The 16,607-nt window shown below is 64.1% G+C and carries 11 protein-coding genes and 1 pseudogene; 10 read left to right on the top strand and 2 right to left on the bottom strand.

Annotated elements, in window-relative coordinates; all coding sequences use genetic code 11:
* Window positions 1–47: 47 nt before the first annotated feature.
* Entirely contained in the window at window positions 48–1,037 is a 990-nt protein-coding gene (locus tag KI609_RS06045; protein WP_226448122.1) for a phosphoglycerate mutase, read from the top strand.
* Complete coding sequence (gene recJ, locus KI609_RS06040) at window positions 1,034–2,758, top strand: single-stranded-DNA-specific exonuclease RecJ (protein ID WP_226448120.1); 1,725 nt, start codon at window positions 1,034–1,036, stop codon at window positions 2,756–2,758. Before KI609_RS06045 ends, recJ begins: the two co-directional genes overlap by 4 nt.
* Before the next feature lie 71 nt (window positions 2,759–2,829).
* Here the strand turns inward: recJ and KI609_RS06035 are convergent, their stop codons facing one another.
* Window positions 2,830–4,608: a methyl-accepting chemotaxis protein gene (locus KI609_RS06035; RefSeq protein ID WP_226448118.1), complete on the bottom strand. Its 1,779-nt coding sequence runs from the start codon at window positions 4,606–4,608 to the stop codon at window positions 2,830–2,832.
* 243 nt (window positions 4,609–4,851) lie between these two features.
* On the opposite strand from KI609_RS06035, the gene KI609_RS06030 reads away from it, so the two are divergent.
* Both KI609_RS06030 and KI609_RS06025 read left to right on the top strand, forming a co-directional pair.
* Window positions 4,852–5,709: a 3',5'-nucleoside bisphosphate phosphatase gene (locus KI609_RS06030; protein WP_226448116.1), complete on the top strand. Its 858-nt coding sequence runs from the start codon at window positions 4,852–4,854 to the stop codon at window positions 5,707–5,709.
* A gap of 131 nt (window positions 5,710–5,840) precedes the next feature.
* Entirely contained in the window at window positions 5,841–6,476 is a 636-nt protein-coding gene (locus KI609_RS06025) for an L-threonylcarbamoyladenylate synthase (protein ID WP_226448114.1), read from the top strand.
* A 163-nt stretch (window positions 6,477–6,639) separates the two neighbouring features.
* On the opposite strand, the pseudogene KI609_RS06020 reads toward KI609_RS06025, so the two are convergent.
* Window positions 6,640–7,797 (bottom strand): annotated as a pseudogene (locus KI609_RS06020) (methyl-accepting chemotaxis protein).
* A 241-nt stretch (window positions 7,798–8,038) separates the two neighbouring features.
* Between KI609_RS06020 and KI609_RS06015 the strand changes: the two are divergent.
* The 6 genes from KI609_RS06015 to KI609_RS05990 all read left to right on the top strand — a co-directional run bounded on the left by KI609_RS06015 (window position 8,039) and on the right by KI609_RS05990 (window position 16,573).
* A complete protein-coding gene (locus tag KI609_RS06015; RefSeq protein ID WP_226448111.1) occupies window positions 8,039–8,707 on the top strand; it encodes a site-2 protease family protein in 669 nt (222 codons plus the stop codon).
* Window positions 8,708–8,770: 63 nt separating this feature from the next.
* Complete coding sequence (locus tag KI609_RS06010; RefSeq protein WP_226448109.1) at window positions 8,771–10,072, top strand: tryptophan--tRNA ligase; 1,302 nt, start codon at window positions 8,771–8,773, stop codon at window positions 10,070–10,072.
* 270 nt (window positions 10,073–10,342) lie between these two features.
* A complete protein-coding gene (locus tag KI609_RS06005; RefSeq protein ID WP_226450205.1) occupies window positions 10,343–11,389 on the top strand; it encodes a formylglycine-generating enzyme family protein in 1,047 nt (348 codons plus the stop codon).
* Between the two features lie 154 nt (window positions 11,390–11,543).
* On the top strand, window positions 11,544–12,242 hold the full coding sequence (locus tag KI609_RS06000; RefSeq protein ID WP_226450203.1) for a response regulator transcription factor: 699 nt from the start codon (window positions 11,544–11,546) through the stop codon (window positions 12,240–12,242).
* Between the two features lie 97 nt (window positions 12,243–12,339).
* Window positions 12,340–14,130 (top strand): FecR domain-containing protein, encoded by a 1,791-nt coding sequence (locus KI609_RS05995; RefSeq protein ID WP_226448107.1) that lies wholly within the window; start codon window positions 12,340–12,342, stop codon window positions 14,128–14,130.
* 103 nt (window positions 14,131–14,233) lie between these two features.
* Window positions 14,234–16,573, top strand: coding sequence for a CHASE2 domain-containing protein (locus tag KI609_RS05990; RefSeq protein ID WP_226448105.1), 2,340 nt, complete (start codon window positions 14,234–14,236; stop codon window positions 16,571–16,573).
* Window positions 16,574–16,607 lie beyond the last annotated feature (34 nt).

Genomic DNA, 16,607 nt, shown 5'->3' with positions numbered 1-16,607 from the left:
ATGCTGGCGCGGGCCGGGCAGATTGTGGCATCCCGGACAATAGCGGCATGTCGGACACCACCCATTTGCTCATTCCCTACGCCGCCAGCACCTCCGGGGGATGCCAGCAAGCCCTGCAGGGCCTGGCCCTGCCCCATCTGGACCGGCTTTTGCCCCGGCTCAGCCCCTACCCCGCCCAAAGCGACAGTGGCGAAGAGACCAGCTTTTCGGCGCCCCACGAACGTGCGCTGGCACGCGCCCTTCACCTGCCTGTTGCCGACGGCCGCATCCCCTGGGCCGCATGGCACCGCCGCCAGCAAGGCCTGGCCAACGACGGCCAGGGCTGGGCTTTCGTCGCGCCCTGCCAGTGGCAGGTCAGCACCGACCACGTCACGCTGCGTGATCCCGAAACGCTGGGGCTGGATGACGCGGCATCGCGCGCCTTGTTGGCCATCGTGGCGCCGTGGTTTGCCGAAGACGGCATCACCCTGGTGTACGACCGGCCCACGCGCTGGCTGGCCCGCAGCCCACTGTTTGCCACGTTGGCGACCGCGTCGCTCGAACGCGTGTTGCAGCGCGACGTGCGCGCCTGGATGCCCGACGTGGGCGCTGCCCGCACGCTGCACCGCCTGCACAGCGAAATGCAGATGCTGCTGTACACCCACGTCTTCAACGACGAGCGCGCGGCGCGCGGCCTGCCCGTGATCAACTCGTTCTGGGTGCATGGCACGGGGACGTTGCCTGCACCAACACAAGCCACAGGATCTTCGCCAACACCACCCGTTGCGCAGCCCCTCACGCCGCCGACCACGCCAACCACGCTGCGCGACGCGGCCCTGCATGAGGACTGGCGCGCCTGGGCCGCGGCCTGGGTGGCGCTGGACGCCGGGCCCGTGGCCAGCCTGCTGCGCCAGGCCGAAAGCGGCACCCCGGTGCAGCTCACGTTGTGCGGCGAGCGCAATACCCTTGGTTTTCACAGCGCACCGCGTGGGCTGGTGCAACGTTTTCAAAGCCTTTTACGCCCGCAGCGCTTTAAAGACGTGCGCGATCAGCTATGAAAATAATAGCTAGAGACATTCCCCCGCGCGCCGCCTGGGCGCTGGAGCAGGCTGGCGTGCACCCGCTGCTGGCCCGCCTGTACGCCGCGCGCGGCGTGCGTGCCAAGGACGAACTGGACGACGGCCTGGCCCGCCTGCTGCCGCCCAGCGGTGAAAAAGGCCTCAAGGGCATCGACACCTCTGCCCGCCTGCTGGCCGACGCCATGGAACAGAACAAGCGCCTGATGATCGTGGCCGACTACGACTGCGACGGCGCCACCGCCTGCGCCGTGGGCGTGCGCGGGCTGCGCCTGCTGGGCGCCCGCAACGTGGACTACCTCGTGCCCGACCGCGTGACTGATGGCTATGGCCTCACCGCTGCAATAGCCCGCCGCGTGGCCGAGCGCGGGGCCGACGTGCTCATCACCGTGGACAACGGCATCGCCAGCGTCGAAGGCGTGGCCGAGGCCAAGGCCCTGGGCCTGCAGGTGCTGGTGACCGACCACCACCTGCCCGGCCCCGAGCTTCCGGTGGCCGACGCCATCGTCAACCCCAACCAGCCGGGCTGCACGTTCGAGAGCAAGTCCATGGCCGGCGTGGGCGTGATGTTTTATGTGCTGCTGGCGCTGCGGGCCGAACTGCGGGCACGCGGAATCTTCGATGCGGCCACCCAACCCAAGCTCGACCCGCTGCTCACCCTGGTGGCGCTAGGCACCGTGGCCGACGTGGTCAAGCTCGACGCCAACAACCGCCGCATGGTTGCCCAGGGCTTGAAGCGCATCCGCGCGGGCCAGATGCCTGCTGGCGTGGCCGCGCTGTTCCACGCCGCTGGCCGCAAGGCGCCTGTGGCCACCACGTTCGACTTCGGCTTCGCATTGGGCCCGCGCATCAATGCCGCAGGCCGCCTGGCCGACATGACGCTGGGCATTGAATGCCTGCTGACCGACGACGCAGGCCGCGCCGCCGAACTCGCGGCCATGCTCGACGGCATCAACCGCGAGCGCCGCGAGATCGAGGGCGGCATGCGCGACCAGGCCATGTTGATGGCAGAGAGCCTATTCCAGGAAGACGAAGAGCCGCCCCCGGCCATCAGCGTGTTCGACCCAGACTTTCACGAAGGCGTGGTGGGCATCGTCGCCAGCCGCATCAAAGACAAGCTGCACCGCCCCACCTTCGTGTTTGCCGCCAGCAGCGCGCCGGGCAAGGAGCATGAGCTCAAAGGCTCGGGCCGCTCCATCCCCGGCTTTCACCTGCGCGACGCGCTCGACCTGGTGGCCAAGCGCCACCCGGGCGTGTTGCTGAAGTTTGGCGGCCACGCCATGGCGGCGGGTTGCACGGTGGCCGAGGAATCGTTCGACGTGTTCGAGCAGGCCTTTGCCCAGGTGGCGCAGGAATGGCTGGACGCCGCCACCCTCACCCGCCGCATCGAGACCGACGGCCCCCTGGCCCCCGAATACTGCCGCGCCGACATGGTGGACACGCTACACCACGAGGTCTGGGGCCAGGGCTTTGCCCCCCCCACGTTCAGCGAAGAAGTGCAGGTGCTGAGCCAACGGCTGGTGGGCGAGGGCAAAAACCACCTGTCGCTCAAGCTAATGCACCAGGGCAGCCCGGTGGATGCGATCTGGTTCGGCCACACCGAGCCGCTGCCTGCGCGGGTGCTGCTGGCCTTCCGGCTCGATGTGAACGAGTGGAAGGGCGAGCGCAAGGTGCAGTTTCTGGTGGAGGGGGCAGAGATCTAAAAGCCCCCTTGCATCGCTGCGTGCCCCCGAGGGGCCCGGTTTTCAGCGATGGATTCTCAAGCCAACACGCGTCAGAAGCTCTCCCAATCATCGTCGCTGCCACCCGCCGCCGCACGGGGCGCGGCAGCGGCAGCCTTGGGCGCGGCGGCCGAAGCCGATGATGCCAACCGGGCCGCCACGGGTGCCTTGGACGCCAAGGGCGCCTTGGCAGCAGCAGGCTTGTTGCCCAGCGCCGTTCTGGCGGCTGGCGCAGGCCGTGGCCCTGCCGCCGGGCGGGCTGCGGCTGCAGGCGCGCGCGCAGCCACCGCCCCCACATTGAAGACCGACACCACGTCGGCCAGCCGCTGGGCCTGGTCGCGCATGGATGCTGCAGCGGCCGTCGATTCCTCGACCAGCGCGGCGTTCTGCTGGGTCATCTGATCGAGTTGCGTGACCGCTTGGTTGACTTGGGCGATGCCGTCGCGCTGCTCGGTGGACGATGCGGTGATTTCGCCGATCAGGTCGCTCACGCGCTGCACACTGGCCACGATTTCTTCCATGGTCTGGCCCGCTTGTGCCACCTGGGCCGAGCCCGACTCGACGTTCTGGACAGAAGCGCCAATCAGCGTTTTGATCTCCTTGGCGGCCTCCGCACTGCGTCCAGCGAGGCTGCGCACCTCGCTGGCCACCACCGCAAAGCCCCGGCCCTGTTCGCCCGCCCGTGCCGCTTCAACCGCCGCGTTGAGCGCGAGGATGTTGGTCTGGAACGCAATGCCGTCGATGGTGCCGATGATGTCGTTGATCTTGCGCGAGCTGTCGGTGATCTGCTGCATGCTGGTGACCACCTGCCCCACCACTTCGCCACCACGGGCTGCGGCCTGCGCGGCAGTGCTGGCGAGCTGGTTGGCCTGGCGCGCCGTGTCGGCCGACTGGCTCACCGTGGCGGTGAGTTCTTCCATGCTGGCGGCGGTTTCTTCCAGATTGGACGCTGTCTGCTCCGTGCGTGCCGATAGGTCGTGGTTGCCATTGGCAATTTGCACCGACGCGGACGACACGGCATCCACCCCCGTGCGCACTTCGCCCACCACCGCGCGCAGCCGGGTAGCCATGCCCGACAGGGCGCGGGTGAGCACGCCCAGTTCATCTTGGCGGTTGTCGTGGATGTCCTGCGTCAGGTCCCCGGCCGATATGGCTTCGGCCAGTGCCACGGCACGATCAAGCGGACGTGTGATAGACCGCACCAGCATTGCAGCGAGCATCATGCCCAGCGCCACCACCGCAATGGCGGCAGCCGCCCCGATGAGCGCCAGGTGGTCACTTGAATTTCGCGCGGCCTGCGCCGCCTCGTCGCGCTGGCGCTCTTGCACCGCCACAAACTTGTCGATGGCCTCCAGATACGCCACCACTCTCGGGCGGTACACCTTGGCCACATAGTCTTGCTTGGCTGCGGGGTCTCCCGCGTCGGTCAGCTCTTTGAGTTTGTCGGTCTGACCACGGACAGCGGCCCGCGCGTCCGCGACGCCAGCCAGCGCCGCCTTGTCTTCTGCCGACACCGCCGCCTTGTTGATCTTTTCCTGCACTGGGGTAATGCGCGCGGTGAGCGCCGCCACCCGGGTATCGAAATCGGCCTTGAGAGCCTGGTCGGTCGTCACAAAACCGGCCATGGACATGGTGACAGCCACTTCGGCGAGCCCCCGCCAGGTCACTGCCGTGGTAATGGCGGATTCGTATTTTTTGACGGACTCTTCGGCCGCGGCGTTCACTTGCCGTCCATACCACTGGGTCCAGACAGCGGCCACCAGCATCAGCGCCAGCAACCCCAGAATAACGCTCCACATTTTGTGGGCGACACGCAGATCATTGAATTTCATGGGAGCTCCAGATGCTTTGCAGGGCCGGCGAGGCCCTGCGATGTCATTTTTTTGCAAAAAACCGTCGCCAAACACTGATGCCAGCCATCACCAAACCGGCCAAAACACACGCGATTCGCCCCGCGCACGGTGTTCGTAAAAAAGTGTAGCCGGGTTTGCCAAAAACATGCGAAGAAGTTGCCGGCATGTGACGCCAAAGAGACCGCCCACCCATGCTTTGGATGTGCGCCGTAAAATGGGCCGGTGACAACTATTCTCAATGCCGACCTCCACTGCCACTCCGTGGTGTCCGACGGAACCCTGACCCCCGAAGCCTTGGCTGAACGCGCCAAGACCAACGGTGTCGAGTTGTGGGCGCTCACGGACCACGACGAGATCGGCGGCCAGCACCGTGCCGCTGCCGCAGCGCATGCGCAAGGCATGGCCTACCTGACGGGTACCGAGATCTCTGTCACCTTTGCAGACACCACGGTGCACATCGTGGGCCTGGGTTTTGACCCCGACAATGCCCAGCTTGCCCAGGGCCTGGCGGCCACGCGGGGCGGGCGCCGCGAACGCGCCCAGGACATGGCGGACCAACTTGCCAAAGTAGGCATCCAGGGCGCCTACGAAGGTGCACTTCAGTTTGTAGGCAACCCCGACCTCATCTCACGCACCCATTTCGCGCGGTTTCTGGTGGAGAGCGGCGTGTGCAAGGACACCTCCGAGGTGTTTCGCAAGTACCTCATCGAAGGCAAACCCGGTTACGTGGCCCACCGCTGGGCCCAGCTGGGGGACGCTGTGCGCTGGATTACCGAAGCCGGGGGCATGGCCGTGATTGCCCACCCAGCGCGCTACAAGTTCACCGCCAACGAAGAGTTTGCGCTTTTCTCCGAATTCAAGGCACACGGTGGCCGGGGCGTGGAAGTAGTCACCGGCAGCCACAGCGCTGCCGAATATGTGACCTATGCCGCCATGGCCCAGGAGTTTGGCTTGGCGGCATCGCGGGGCAGCGACTTTCACAGCCCCACCGAATCCCACACCGATCTGGGCACCTTGCCGCTGCTGCCCGGGGCGCTGACGCCCGTGTGGGAATTGCTGGCCGACCGCATTGTGCGATGACCCCCTTGTGCCGCTCTCGGCGCCTGTCCCTCAAGGGCGATGACGCCCCCGCTGCGGAGCGGCCCTCGCCTGGGGCGCTCCCATGGCATACGCTGGCGCGCTGCGCCATGGATAACTAAGCTCCTTCCCCAATGGCCCAGTATTTCGAAATTCACCCCGACAACCCCCAGCCCCGCCTACTCAAGCAGGCCGTCGCGCTGCTCCAGAAAGGTGGCATCGTCGCCGTGCCCACGGACTCCAGCTATGCGCTGGTCTGCCAGCTCGACGACAAGGATGCGGTGGACCGCCTGCGCCGTATCCGCCAGGTGGACGACAAGCACCATTTGACGCTGCTGTGCCGCGATCTGTCCGAGTTGGCCAACTACGCGCGGGTGGATAACCGCCAATTTCGACTGCTCAAGCTCGGCACCCCGGGGCCCTACACCTTTATCCTGGAAGCCACCAAGGAAGTGCCTCGCCGGGTGAGCCACCCATCGCGCAAAACCATCGGCCTGCGTGTGCCCGACCGCAAGGGCCTGCAACTGCTATTGGAGTTGCATGGCGCCCCGCTGCTGGCCACCACGCTGATCCCTGCGGGCGAGAGCGAACCCCTGAACGACCCCCAGGAAATCCGCGCACGCTACGAGAAGCTGCTGGATGCGATCGTGGATGCCGGCGCCTGCCCCCTGGAGCCCACCACCGTGGTGGACCTCACGCCCATGGACACGGGCGGTGAACCCGTCGTGGTGCGCGAAGGACGCGGCAGCGTGCAGTCGCTGGGGCTGTAGCCTCCGCCTCATCCTCCCCTGCGCGCCACCACCGCGCCTGAGCCTGGTGCACTGCAGTGTGGTGCAGTGTGGTGTGGTTCAATACCCGTGCCGCCACGCAACCGGCTTTGCCGGTCCACCGGTGGTGACCCACCCAAGGGGAAACGGCGCAGCCGCTCGGGGCTTACAGCTTGAACGCCCCCACAGCCCGCTCCAGACCACGGGCTTGATCAGACAGCGCGGCCGCGGTGCTTACCGCGTGCTGCACCAGCGAAGCCGTCTCCTGCATGGATCCATCCATGTGCGCCACTGCCACATTCACGTGGCCGATGGCGTCGCTCTGCTCGCGCAGGGCGGTGGATATCTCACCCAGCAGGCCGCTGACCTGGCCGACAGCGTTCACGATTTCCTCCATCGTCTTGCCCGCCTGCCCCACCTGGCCCGCGCCACTTTCGACCTGCTCGACTGATGCACTGATCAGCGCCTTGATCTCGCGCGCGGCCACCGCGCTGCGCTGGGCGAGGCTGCGCACCTCGCTGGCCACCACCGCAAATCCCCGGCCCTGCTCACCCGCCCGCGCAGCCTCCACGGCCGCATTGAGTGCCAGGATATTGGTCTGAAATGCGATGCCCTCAATCACCTGGATGATGTCCACGATCTTGCGCGAGCTGCCGCTGATGGCCTGCATGGTCAGCACCACCTCACCCACCACAACGCCCCCTTGCTGGGCGACGGCCGCAGCATTGACCGCCAGGCCGCTGGCAGAACTGGCGCGCTCGGCGTTCTGGCGCACGGTGGCCGTGAGCTGTTCCATGCTGGCTGCGGTTTGGGTGAGCGAAGACACCTGGTCTTCAGCACGGCGCGAGAGATCGGAATTGCCGTGGTGAATGCCCGACGCAGACGCCGTTATCGAGTCCGTGCTCTGTTTGATGCGGGACACCAGATCGGTCAATGTGTCCTCCATCGTGCCCAGTGCCCCCAGCAGCCGGCCAAAGTCGCCTTGTATCTCGGAGCTGAACTCCTGACTCAGATCGCCCGAAGCCACTGTTTCGGCGATCAGGATGGCCTGATTCAGCGGTGCCACGATGCTGGTACGCAGGCTGAACACGGCGACCACAGCCACCAGAAAAACGAGGCTGCCGCAGCCAATGACCCAGGCCCGCGCGCTGTGCAGTGGTGCCAGCACTCACTGCAACTGCGCAGCCGCCATCGTGCCGCCCTGCAGCGACTGCTCGGCATCGCCAATACCCGCCAACGCCATGACCATCAACAGCGCCACCACCTGCGCAAGGCCACCAAACGCCAACATCAAGCGCGTTCCGATCTTCAAGTTGTCCAACATGGCTTGTGTGTCTCCAAAACTTTTGTTGTGATTTTTTGCAGGCGGCCGCGCCACGAAAAACCGTGGCACAAACAAAAGCAGCGCCGTGCAGCCAAACGATGCTAGCAATGATCAGATCGCGATGAGCCGATGGCGGCATACGTACAACCCACAACAAGCGGATCACGGGCTGACCGGCCTGCGGGTGTCTGAGTCGTCCCTGCTGTGGCAAGGAAGTCAGGCGGTCTGAGACAATCCGGGGGTGGACACATCCAACCTTATCCAAACCGTTCTGATCTACGCCCTGCCGGTGTTGTTTGCGATCACCGTGCACGAGGCAGCCCATGGTTATGCCGCGCGCCACTTTGGCGACAACACCGCGTACATGATGGGTCGTATCACCCTCAACCCCTTCAAGCACATCGATCCGGTCGGCACCATCCTGATGCCGCTGTTGCTGTACTTCGCTACCTCGGGCGCCTTCCTGTTTGGCTATGCCAAGCCCGTGCCCGTCAATTTCGGCAACCTGCGCAATCCCAAGAAGCACATGGTGTGGGTGGCGCTGGCCGGACCGGCGTCCAACTTCATCCAGGCCATCGCCTGGGCGGTGCTGCTGGTGTCGCTCGTCGGGCTGGGCATTAGCGAAACGTTCTTTTTGGAGATGGCGCGCGCGGGTGTCATGGTCAACCTGGTGATGTGGGCCTTCAACCTGTTTCCGCTGCCGCCGCTGGATGGGGGTCGGATTCTGGTGGGCCTGTTGCCCTGGAAGCAGGCCCACATGGTGTCGCGCATCGAACCCTGGGGGTTCTTCATCGTGATGGGCCTCGTGATCGCAGGGGTGGTGGGCACACTGTGGCTGAGCCCGCTGATGGCCCTGGGCTACACCATCATCAACCTGCTACTCACACCGCTGACTGCATTGCTGCGCTGAGCGCCTTGCCACCTTGACTCCCGCGCTGCCCTTTTTTTCTACTATTTTTGCTGACATCGCCCCATGAGCACCACGCGTTTTCTCACCGGCATCACTACCACCGGCACGCCCCATCTGGGCAACTTCGTCGGCTCCATCCGCCCCTCGGTGGCGGCCAGTCTCACGCCTGGCGTGCAGAGCTTTTATTTCCTGGCGGACTACCACGCGCTCATCAAATGCGAAGATCCGGTGCGCATCCAGCGCTCCACACTCGAGATCGCGGCCAGCTGGCTGGCGGCGGGCCTGGACCCCGAGAAGGTCACGTTCTATCGCCAGTCCGACATCCCTGAAATTCCCGAGCTGACCTGGTTGCTCACCTGCGTGACCGGCAAGGGCCTGCTCAACCGCGCCCACGCCTACAAGGCCAGCGTGGACAAGAACATCGCTGCCGGACGCGAGCAGGACGACGGCGTGACAGCCGGCCTGTTCATGTACCCCGTGCTGATGGGCGCCGACATCCTGATGTTCAAGGCGCACAAGGTGCCCGTGGGCCGCGACCAAATCCAGCACATCGAGATGGCACGCGACATGGCGGCCAGCTTCAACCACCTGTATGGCGAGCACTTCGTGCTGCCCGAGGCGGCCATTGACGACCATGTGGCCACCTTGCCCGGACTGGATGGCCGCAAGATGAGCAAGAGCTACGACAACACCATCCCGCTGTTCAGCTCACGCGAGCAGCTCAAGAAGCTCATTGGCGGCATCCTGACCGACTCACGCGCCCCCGGCGAGCCCAAGGAGGTAGAGGGCTCGGCGCTGTTCCAGATTTACCAGGCCTTTGCCACCCCTGAAGAAACCGAAGCCCTGCGCCAACAATATGCCGCAGGCATTGCCTGGGGCGATGCCAAAGAAGTGCTGCTGCAGCGCGTGGACCAGGTGATCGCCCCCATGCGCGCGCAATACGAAGAACTCATCCATAACCCTGCCCGCATCGAACAAACCTTGCTGGCGGGCGCCGAGCGGGCCCGCGCGCTGGCCAAGCCCTTTCTTCGTGATTTGCGCGCCGCCGTGGGCCTGCGCAGCCTGGTGCAAACCAGCGCTCCCGCCAAGGCAGCCAAAGCGGCCAAGGCCGCGTTGCCTGCGTTCAAGCAATACCGCGAAGCGGACGGCAAGTTCTACTTCAAGCTTGTCGCTGCGGATGGCCGCCTGCTGCTGCAAAGCACCGGCTTTGACGCCCCCAAAGACGCGGGCCTGGCGATTGGCCAATTGCAAAAGCAGGCCGACGCGCTGCAAACTCTCGCGCCGCACCTAGCACCTGTGGAGGGCGTGGACACCGCCGAGGTCCAGGCTGCACTGGAAGCGCTTGCAGACGCGGCAGCGGGTTAAGAACGTGTTCACGTTCTGAGTCACGGCCTGCACGATGGTGTAGGCCGGTGCTGAGCGGCAAGATGCAGGGCACACTCCACCTCACCAGAAAACTCACTTTTTGATAGCTATCGGCGCTTATTAATAAAGCGCTATAGGCCCAAAATACCTGAAATATTCGCAGCGCGTCTTTGGTGCCGAACCCGTCTCGCCACCCGGATCACCAAGTGCAGGGGCTTGTGCGGCCTTGCCCTAAACTGACGATCTGTTCAGGAGGCGCGCATGAAACGGATGATGCTTTCGGTGGGTGTGGTTGTCACGCTGGCGGGCTGCGCACAAGCCCTCCCGCCGCCCCGTGCATCAGCGCCCGCGGAGCCGTCGGGCGCACAGCAACCGTGGGTCAACAGCCTGGGCATGCCGTTTGTCCGGGTGCCGGCAGGCGTGTTCCAGATGGGGGGCGTGCCACCCGTGGAAGCACTGGCCAAAATCTACCCCCAGCTCGAACGCAAGCGCCTGACCGATCTGACCGATGAAGTGCCCGCGCACACAGTGCACATCAGCCGCGCGTTTTATCTGGGCCAGTACGAGGTGACGGTGGGGCAGTTTCGGCGCTTCATTGAACGGTCTGGCTACCCGCCAGAGTCCGAAGCCGATGGCACAGGGGGCTATGGGTACAACGCCCACTATGACCCGGCCACCACAGCGCGCGGCGATGCGTTTGAGGGGCGTGACACCCGTTATTCATGGCGCAACCCCGGGTTCGAGCAGGGCAGCGATCACCCGGTGGTCAATGTCACCTGGAACGACGCCCAGGCCCTGGCCCACTGGCTCACTCGCACGGAAGGCCACACCTACCGCCTGCCGACCGAGGCCGAATGGGAATACGCTTGCCGCGCAGGCACCCGAGCCCTGTACCCCCACGGGAACGACCCCAAGGCCCTGGTGACGGTGGCCAACACCTTTGACCAGGCCGCCGCACCGCTCTGGCCCCGATGGAGCCAAAACGCGCTACCGGGCAACGATGGCCATGCCTTCACGGCTCCGGTGGGTAGCTATGCACCCAATGCGTTTGGCCTGCATGACATGCTTGGCAATGCGTGGGAATGGGTGTCCGACTGGCATGGCGACAACTACTACGCCCAATCGCCCCCGGACGATCCCCAAGGCCCTCTCACCGGCAATGTGCGGGTGCGCCGAGGGGGCTCCTGGCACACATGGTCGCTATATGCCCGCTGCGGCTATCGCAACTGGAACACGCCACAGACACGCTACACCCTGGTGGGGATGCGGCTTGTGCGTGAGATTGCTTCGGCTGCAAGGGGCGATTCACGACCTTGACACCCATCAATGCGAACCACCGGCGCCACAAACCGTCACCAGCGCACCACAGATGTTTAACAAGTGTCAAAAACCGGCCGTCGTTTGGACATCCCATTACCCACCCCCGTGAATTTCACCAATAATTTTCAGTTTGATTTCGACGGGGAGAACCATGCGCATAGCCGCTCTGGACGACGATGCGCTTCAGCTGGATCTGTTCAGGCAGGTTACCGAGGCGATGGGCCATGTCTGCCACACCTATCTGACCGGCGCGGAGTTGCTGCGCAATCTGCGCCGCCAAACCTACGATCTGCTGATCGTTGACTGGCACCTACCAGACACCACAGGCCCGGAGGTGGTGCGCTGGGTGCGCAAAAACGTGGAGGCGCAATTACCCATTCTGTATGTTACGAATCGCCAGGAGGAGCGCGACATCGTCGAAGGGCTGGGCAGCGGCGCCGACGATTTCATGGTCAAGCCAGTGCGTATCGGCGAGCTGACCGCACGCGTCAGTGCGCTGCTGCGCCGCGCTTACCCGGTCGACACCGCAGTTGCACAAGTCTTTGGGCGCTACCAGTTTTTGCCTGAAACACGGTCCATCGAAATGGATGGGGTGCCCGTTGAACTCAAGAACCGGGAATACGAACTGGCCCTTTTCTTGTTTCAGAACATGGGACGGCTGCTGTCACGCGATCACCTCAAGGAAATTGTCTGGGGCCAAGTGACGGACGTCATGTCGCGCTCGCTGGACACACACATTTCGCGGCTGCGGATGCTGCTGGATCTGCGCCCGGCCAACGGCTTCGTCGTGACGGCGATATATGGCGTGGGCTACCGGTTCGAGGCGGTAGAAGCGCCACACACAGATTGAATGGGCTGCAGCGCGTCAACGCTACGCGGCTGGCTCTTGCGCTCAGGCTCAGGCGGATCGATTGGCCCCGGCGCAGGCATCAAAAAGGAGAGATCACTTGGCAACGCCAGAACTGAGCACGCGCTACACCCGCAACATCCCCCACGCCGCCACGGCCCTCGCAGCCTTTACGATGGTCGCGCTGGCTTCGCTTGGGGGACAAGGCGCATTGGCCGCAACCAACGATGAACAAACTGACGAGCTCGCACACACCGTCAAAGACGGCGATACGCTTGAAGGCCTTGCGCGAAGCTATCTGGCAGCGCCCCGACAATGGCCCCTCTTGCAGGCACGCAACAAAGTGGCCAACCCGCGCCATCTGCTGCCTGGCTCCGTGATCTGGATACCGGTGCGCCTGCAACCCAGCGAATTCGCTACCGTGCAGTTTGTGCAGGGCCGCGCGCAGGCATCCCCCCCCGCAAGCGCCAGTGCAGTCGGCAGAGCCAACACTGCTGCCATACCGATCAAGGCTGGCGGAAGACTACAAGAAGGCACCCGGCTGCAGGTGGGACCAGAATCTTTCGTTGCCGTCCAGTTGGCCGATGGCACGGTGGTGCGCGTGCAAGCAAACTCCGACCTGCGACTGCGGCAGCTACGTCGACGTGGGCGCGCGGGCAGCGTGCAATCGGTGCTGGAAATACAAAAGGGTGGCGTGGAATCCACGGTACCGCCCAATACCGATTCATTGCGCCGTTTCGAAATCCGCACTCCGTTGGCCGTCACCAGCGTGCGCGGCACCCACTTCAACGTGGGTATTGCGGATGCGGGCCAAACCACGGCTGCAGTGCTGCGCGGCTCTGTGGCTGTGCAATCCTTGGGGAATAAGACGGCGGTAGGGGATGAATCACCTCCATCCACCACCGCATTGCTGGAGCCAGGCCAGGGCTTGGCCGTGACCATTGACGGCTCATTGGGGGCGCCGCGTGCACTGCTGTTACCGCCCGACCTATCTGATATGCCTGGCGCCGTCGGCGATGCAGGCCTCCTCGCTATTGATATCCCCCCAGTACCGGGCGCCAGGCGTTATGAAGCCCAGGTGGCACAAGATGAACAATTCATCCGTGTCGTGCGCCTTGGCAGTTTTGCCGACGGCCACCTGCGCTGGAAAGAAGTGGACGACGGGAGTTACTACCTGATGGTGCGCGCCGTGGATGAGCAGGGCATCACGGGCCTCCCTGCCATCCAGCCATTCAAAGTCAAGACCCGCCCCGTTGCACCACTGTACCGGCAACCCGCCCCGAGTGCCGTGGTGGCGAGCGGCGGTTCAGCAGAACTGATGTGCACCGAAGTGCAAGGCGTGCGCTGGTACCGCGTGCAAGTGGCGACGAATGCGAAGTTCGCCCCCCTCTTACGGGACGAGCAGAGACTGAACGAGTGCCGTCTTCCCATCGGCACCTTGCCCGCCGGCGCCTATTTCTGGCGGGTTGCCAGCTTGTTACAAGCAGCCCACGGGCAGACAGACCAAGGGCCTTTTGCGCCCCCCCAGGCTTTCACCATTGCAGACCGCCCTGCTGCCTTGTCTTTGCAAGCGGTTGAAGCACAGGACGGCGACACCACTGTCCACCTGCATTGGCCCGCCTTGCCGGGTCAGCGGTTCAACCTGCAACTGGTCGGGGTAGCCGATCCAACGTTTGGCCAATCGATCCAGGACGTCACGCTGGATGCGCCTGAATGGACGGCCAGCGGCCTGGCTGCCGGAGAGTACCTGGTGCGCATTCGGGTGCTGGACCCCAGCGGTCTGCAGAGCGATTTCTCAACCCCGCGCAAGATACGCGTCGGATCAGGCATTCGCACCGAAAGTGGCCTGCCAGTGTCCACCTCTGGCGGCGAACCGGTGAGACGCCCTTGAGGAGCCGGGTGAACGCTGAAGCACTGTCACGACCCGCCCCTCCACATCCTCATGTGCATCGTTGCCAGCTTCCGTTGGCGCCCGTCAACACAAACTGCCGCCCATGCTGAACATCGTGTGCAGTCGTCGCCAACGACGGCTCCTGGAGTGGTGCCTTCTCTCCATCGCGCTCATGGCGCTGGTGGTCTGGCTCAGCACCTCTGGAGACCTGGATCGGGCCAACCACGTCGTGCAAGACGCCGGGCTGCGGCTGGCCGCGCGCCCTTCACATCCCGACATTGTGGTGGTGGCCATCGACGACCGCAGCATTGCAGCCATTGGCCGCTGGCCCTGGCGCCGCGCACTACACGCCGAGCTGATTACGCGCCTTTCGGCCCAAAATCCCCGAGTGATCGGCGTGGACGTGTTGCTCGGTGAAGCCGACCTGGACTATCCCGATGATGACCTGCTGCTGGCCGATGCCATCCGCCGAAGCGGCCGTGTGGTGTTGCCGGTGTTGCGGCGCGGCTTTGGTCCCGCAAGCCATCTGGCCGATTTGCCCTTGCCGCCGTTTGCGCAAGCGGCCGCCAACCTTGGCCATGTTCACGTGGCACCCGACGGCGACGGGGTGGTGCGCAGCCTCTACATGTACGAGGGCTCCGACATCGCGCCCTGGCACCACTTCAGCATGGCCATGCAATCTGTTGCAGACGCTCGCACTGGGCGCCCCCCCTGCACTTCCGCGCCAGTGCAGCCCATCGCCACGGGCCCATGGAAACGTAAAGACCTCACGCTGATTGCTTACGCTGGCGGTGCCTCGCCGTTCACGTCATATTCGTACATTGACGTGCTGCGAGGACAGGTCCCTGTCAACGCATTTCAAAACAAATACGTGCTGGTAGGCGCCGTGGCGTCAGGCCTTGGCGACATTTTTGCCACGCCAATGAGCCAGCATTCGCGCCTGATGTCAGGGGTCGAGGTGGTAGCCAATGTGCTGAACGCGCGCCTGTCGAGCACACAGATTCACCCCGCATCAATGCTGCAAAACACGCTGTTCAACCTCGTGCCCGTCGCCTGCGCGCTGATGGCGCTGCTGATGGCAGGCCCTTTCGCTGCCATGCTGATCAGCGGGGGGGTGGCACTTGCCACGCTGCTGCTCAGCGTGGCGCTGCCCTGGTGGGCAGGCTTGCAGTTTGCACCAGCCGCAGCGGTGGTAGGCATCGCATTGGCCTACCCTCTGTGGAGCTGGCGGCGCCTGAGTGCCGCGGCAGATTTTCTGCAGAGGGAGATGACAAACCTCAAGAATGAAGGTTTGTCCATGCGCAAGCGCAGGCGCCCCGGAGACTCGGAAGATTTTTTGGAAAGACGCATCAATGCCGTGGAGCGCGCGTCCCGCCAGCTGCGGGATCTGCATCATTTTGTGAAAGAGAGTCTGCAGCAACTTCCGTCGCCCACCTTCGTGTGCGACGCGCAGGGGAACATCTTGCTCGCTAACAATGCGGCGCACAGTTTTCTAGGCGTTGACATGCACCATGCCCTGCAACGCCAATCTGTGGTGGACCTCCTGGTTGACTTGGTGCACATCAAAACGGGGCAGCCGCTCATCACACACCACCATCTGAGCAACGGATCCCTGCCCGAACAAGTCGAGGGCCGCGACAGACAGGGTCGCAACCTGCTGGTGCAATGCAAGCCCTTGTCCGACATTGCGCAGGCAGACTGGCTTCTGTCGCTGGTCGATCTCACGGACATGCGGCGCGCGCTGCAGCAGCGCAATCAAGCGATGCATTTCATCTCTCACGATATCCGGGCACCCAACGCATCCATTCTCACTTTGCTGGAAATGCAGCGTGTATACCCCGAGCGCATGTCCCACCAGGACTTGATGCAGCGCATAGAGCGCTACGCGCAGGTGTCCCTGGGCATGGCAGAAAGCTTTGTACGACTGGCCAGCGCAGAGTCACAGGAATACCGTATGGTGGCCCTGGACATGACCGCCGTGCTCGAAGAGGCGGTGGACGACCTGTGGGCTCTGGCCCAGGATCACGGCGTGACGGTGATCATCACGTCACCCCTCGCGTCCGCGCCTCTGCGGGGTGACCGCGCCTTGTTGTGCCGGTCGCTCGCCAATGTGATTAACAACGCCATCAAGTTCAGCCCCCGAGACGCGGTGGTGCAGTGCTCGCTCACCGAGCGCAACACCTGGTGGGTGCTATCGGTGCGTGATACAGGCCCCGGCATTGCCCCTGAACTGCAGGGCCAGTTGTTCGCCCCATTTCAACGTTTACACGATCACAGTCACCCGTCCATTCAGGGTGTGGGCTTGGGCTTGGCCTTGGTGCACACCGTAGTGGTGCGTCATGGAGGAACACTGGAGGTGGACAGCGAACCAGGGCGTGGGACGGAGTTTCGACTGGTACTACCCAAGCAGAAAGACCAGCAGCAAGACGCGCAAGGTTTTTGAGCGAAAAACACCTGCATCCAAATCGACATCCTCG

The organism is Acidovorax radicis, assembly GCF_020510705.1.
Classification (GTDB): Bacteria; Pseudomonadota; Gammaproteobacteria; order Burkholderiales; family Burkholderiaceae_C; genus Acidovorax; species Acidovorax radicis_A.
The sequence above is the reverse complement of the archived record's forward strand: the minus strand, read 5'-3'. Positions and strand labels throughout refer to the sequence as shown.

Bases quoted from the DNA above. Each gene is read 5' to 3' on its own strand.
- KI609_RS06045 (WP_226448122.1), top strand. From the start codon at position 48: ATGTCGGACACCACCCATTTGCTCATTCCCTACGCCGCCAGCACCTCC.
- recJ (WP_226448120.1), top strand. From the start codon at position 1,034: ATGAAAATAATAGCTAGAGACATTCCCCCGCGCGCCGCCTGGGCGCTG.
- KI609_RS06035 (WP_226448118.1), bottom strand. From the start codon at position 4,608: ATGAAATTCAATGATCTGCGTGTCGCCCACAAAATGTGGAGCGTTATT.
- KI609_RS06025 (WP_226448114.1), top strand. From the start codon at position 5,841: ATGGCCCAGTATTTCGAAATTCACCCCGACAACCCCCAGCCCCGCCTA.
- KI609_RS06010 (WP_226448109.1), top strand. From the start codon at position 8,771: ATGAGCACCACGCGTTTTCTCACCGGCATCACTACCACCGGCACGCCC.
- KI609_RS06005 (WP_226450205.1), top strand. From the start codon at position 10,343: ATGATGCTTTCGGTGGGTGTGGTTGTCACGCTGGCGGGCTGCGCACAA.
- KI609_RS06000 (WP_226450203.1), top strand. From the start codon at position 11,544: ATGCGCATAGCCGCTCTGGACGACGATGCGCTTCAGCTGGATCTGTTC.
- KI609_RS05990 (WP_226448105.1), top strand. From the start codon at position 14,234: ATGCTGAACATCGTGTGCAGTCGTCGCCAACGACGGCTCCTGGAGTGG.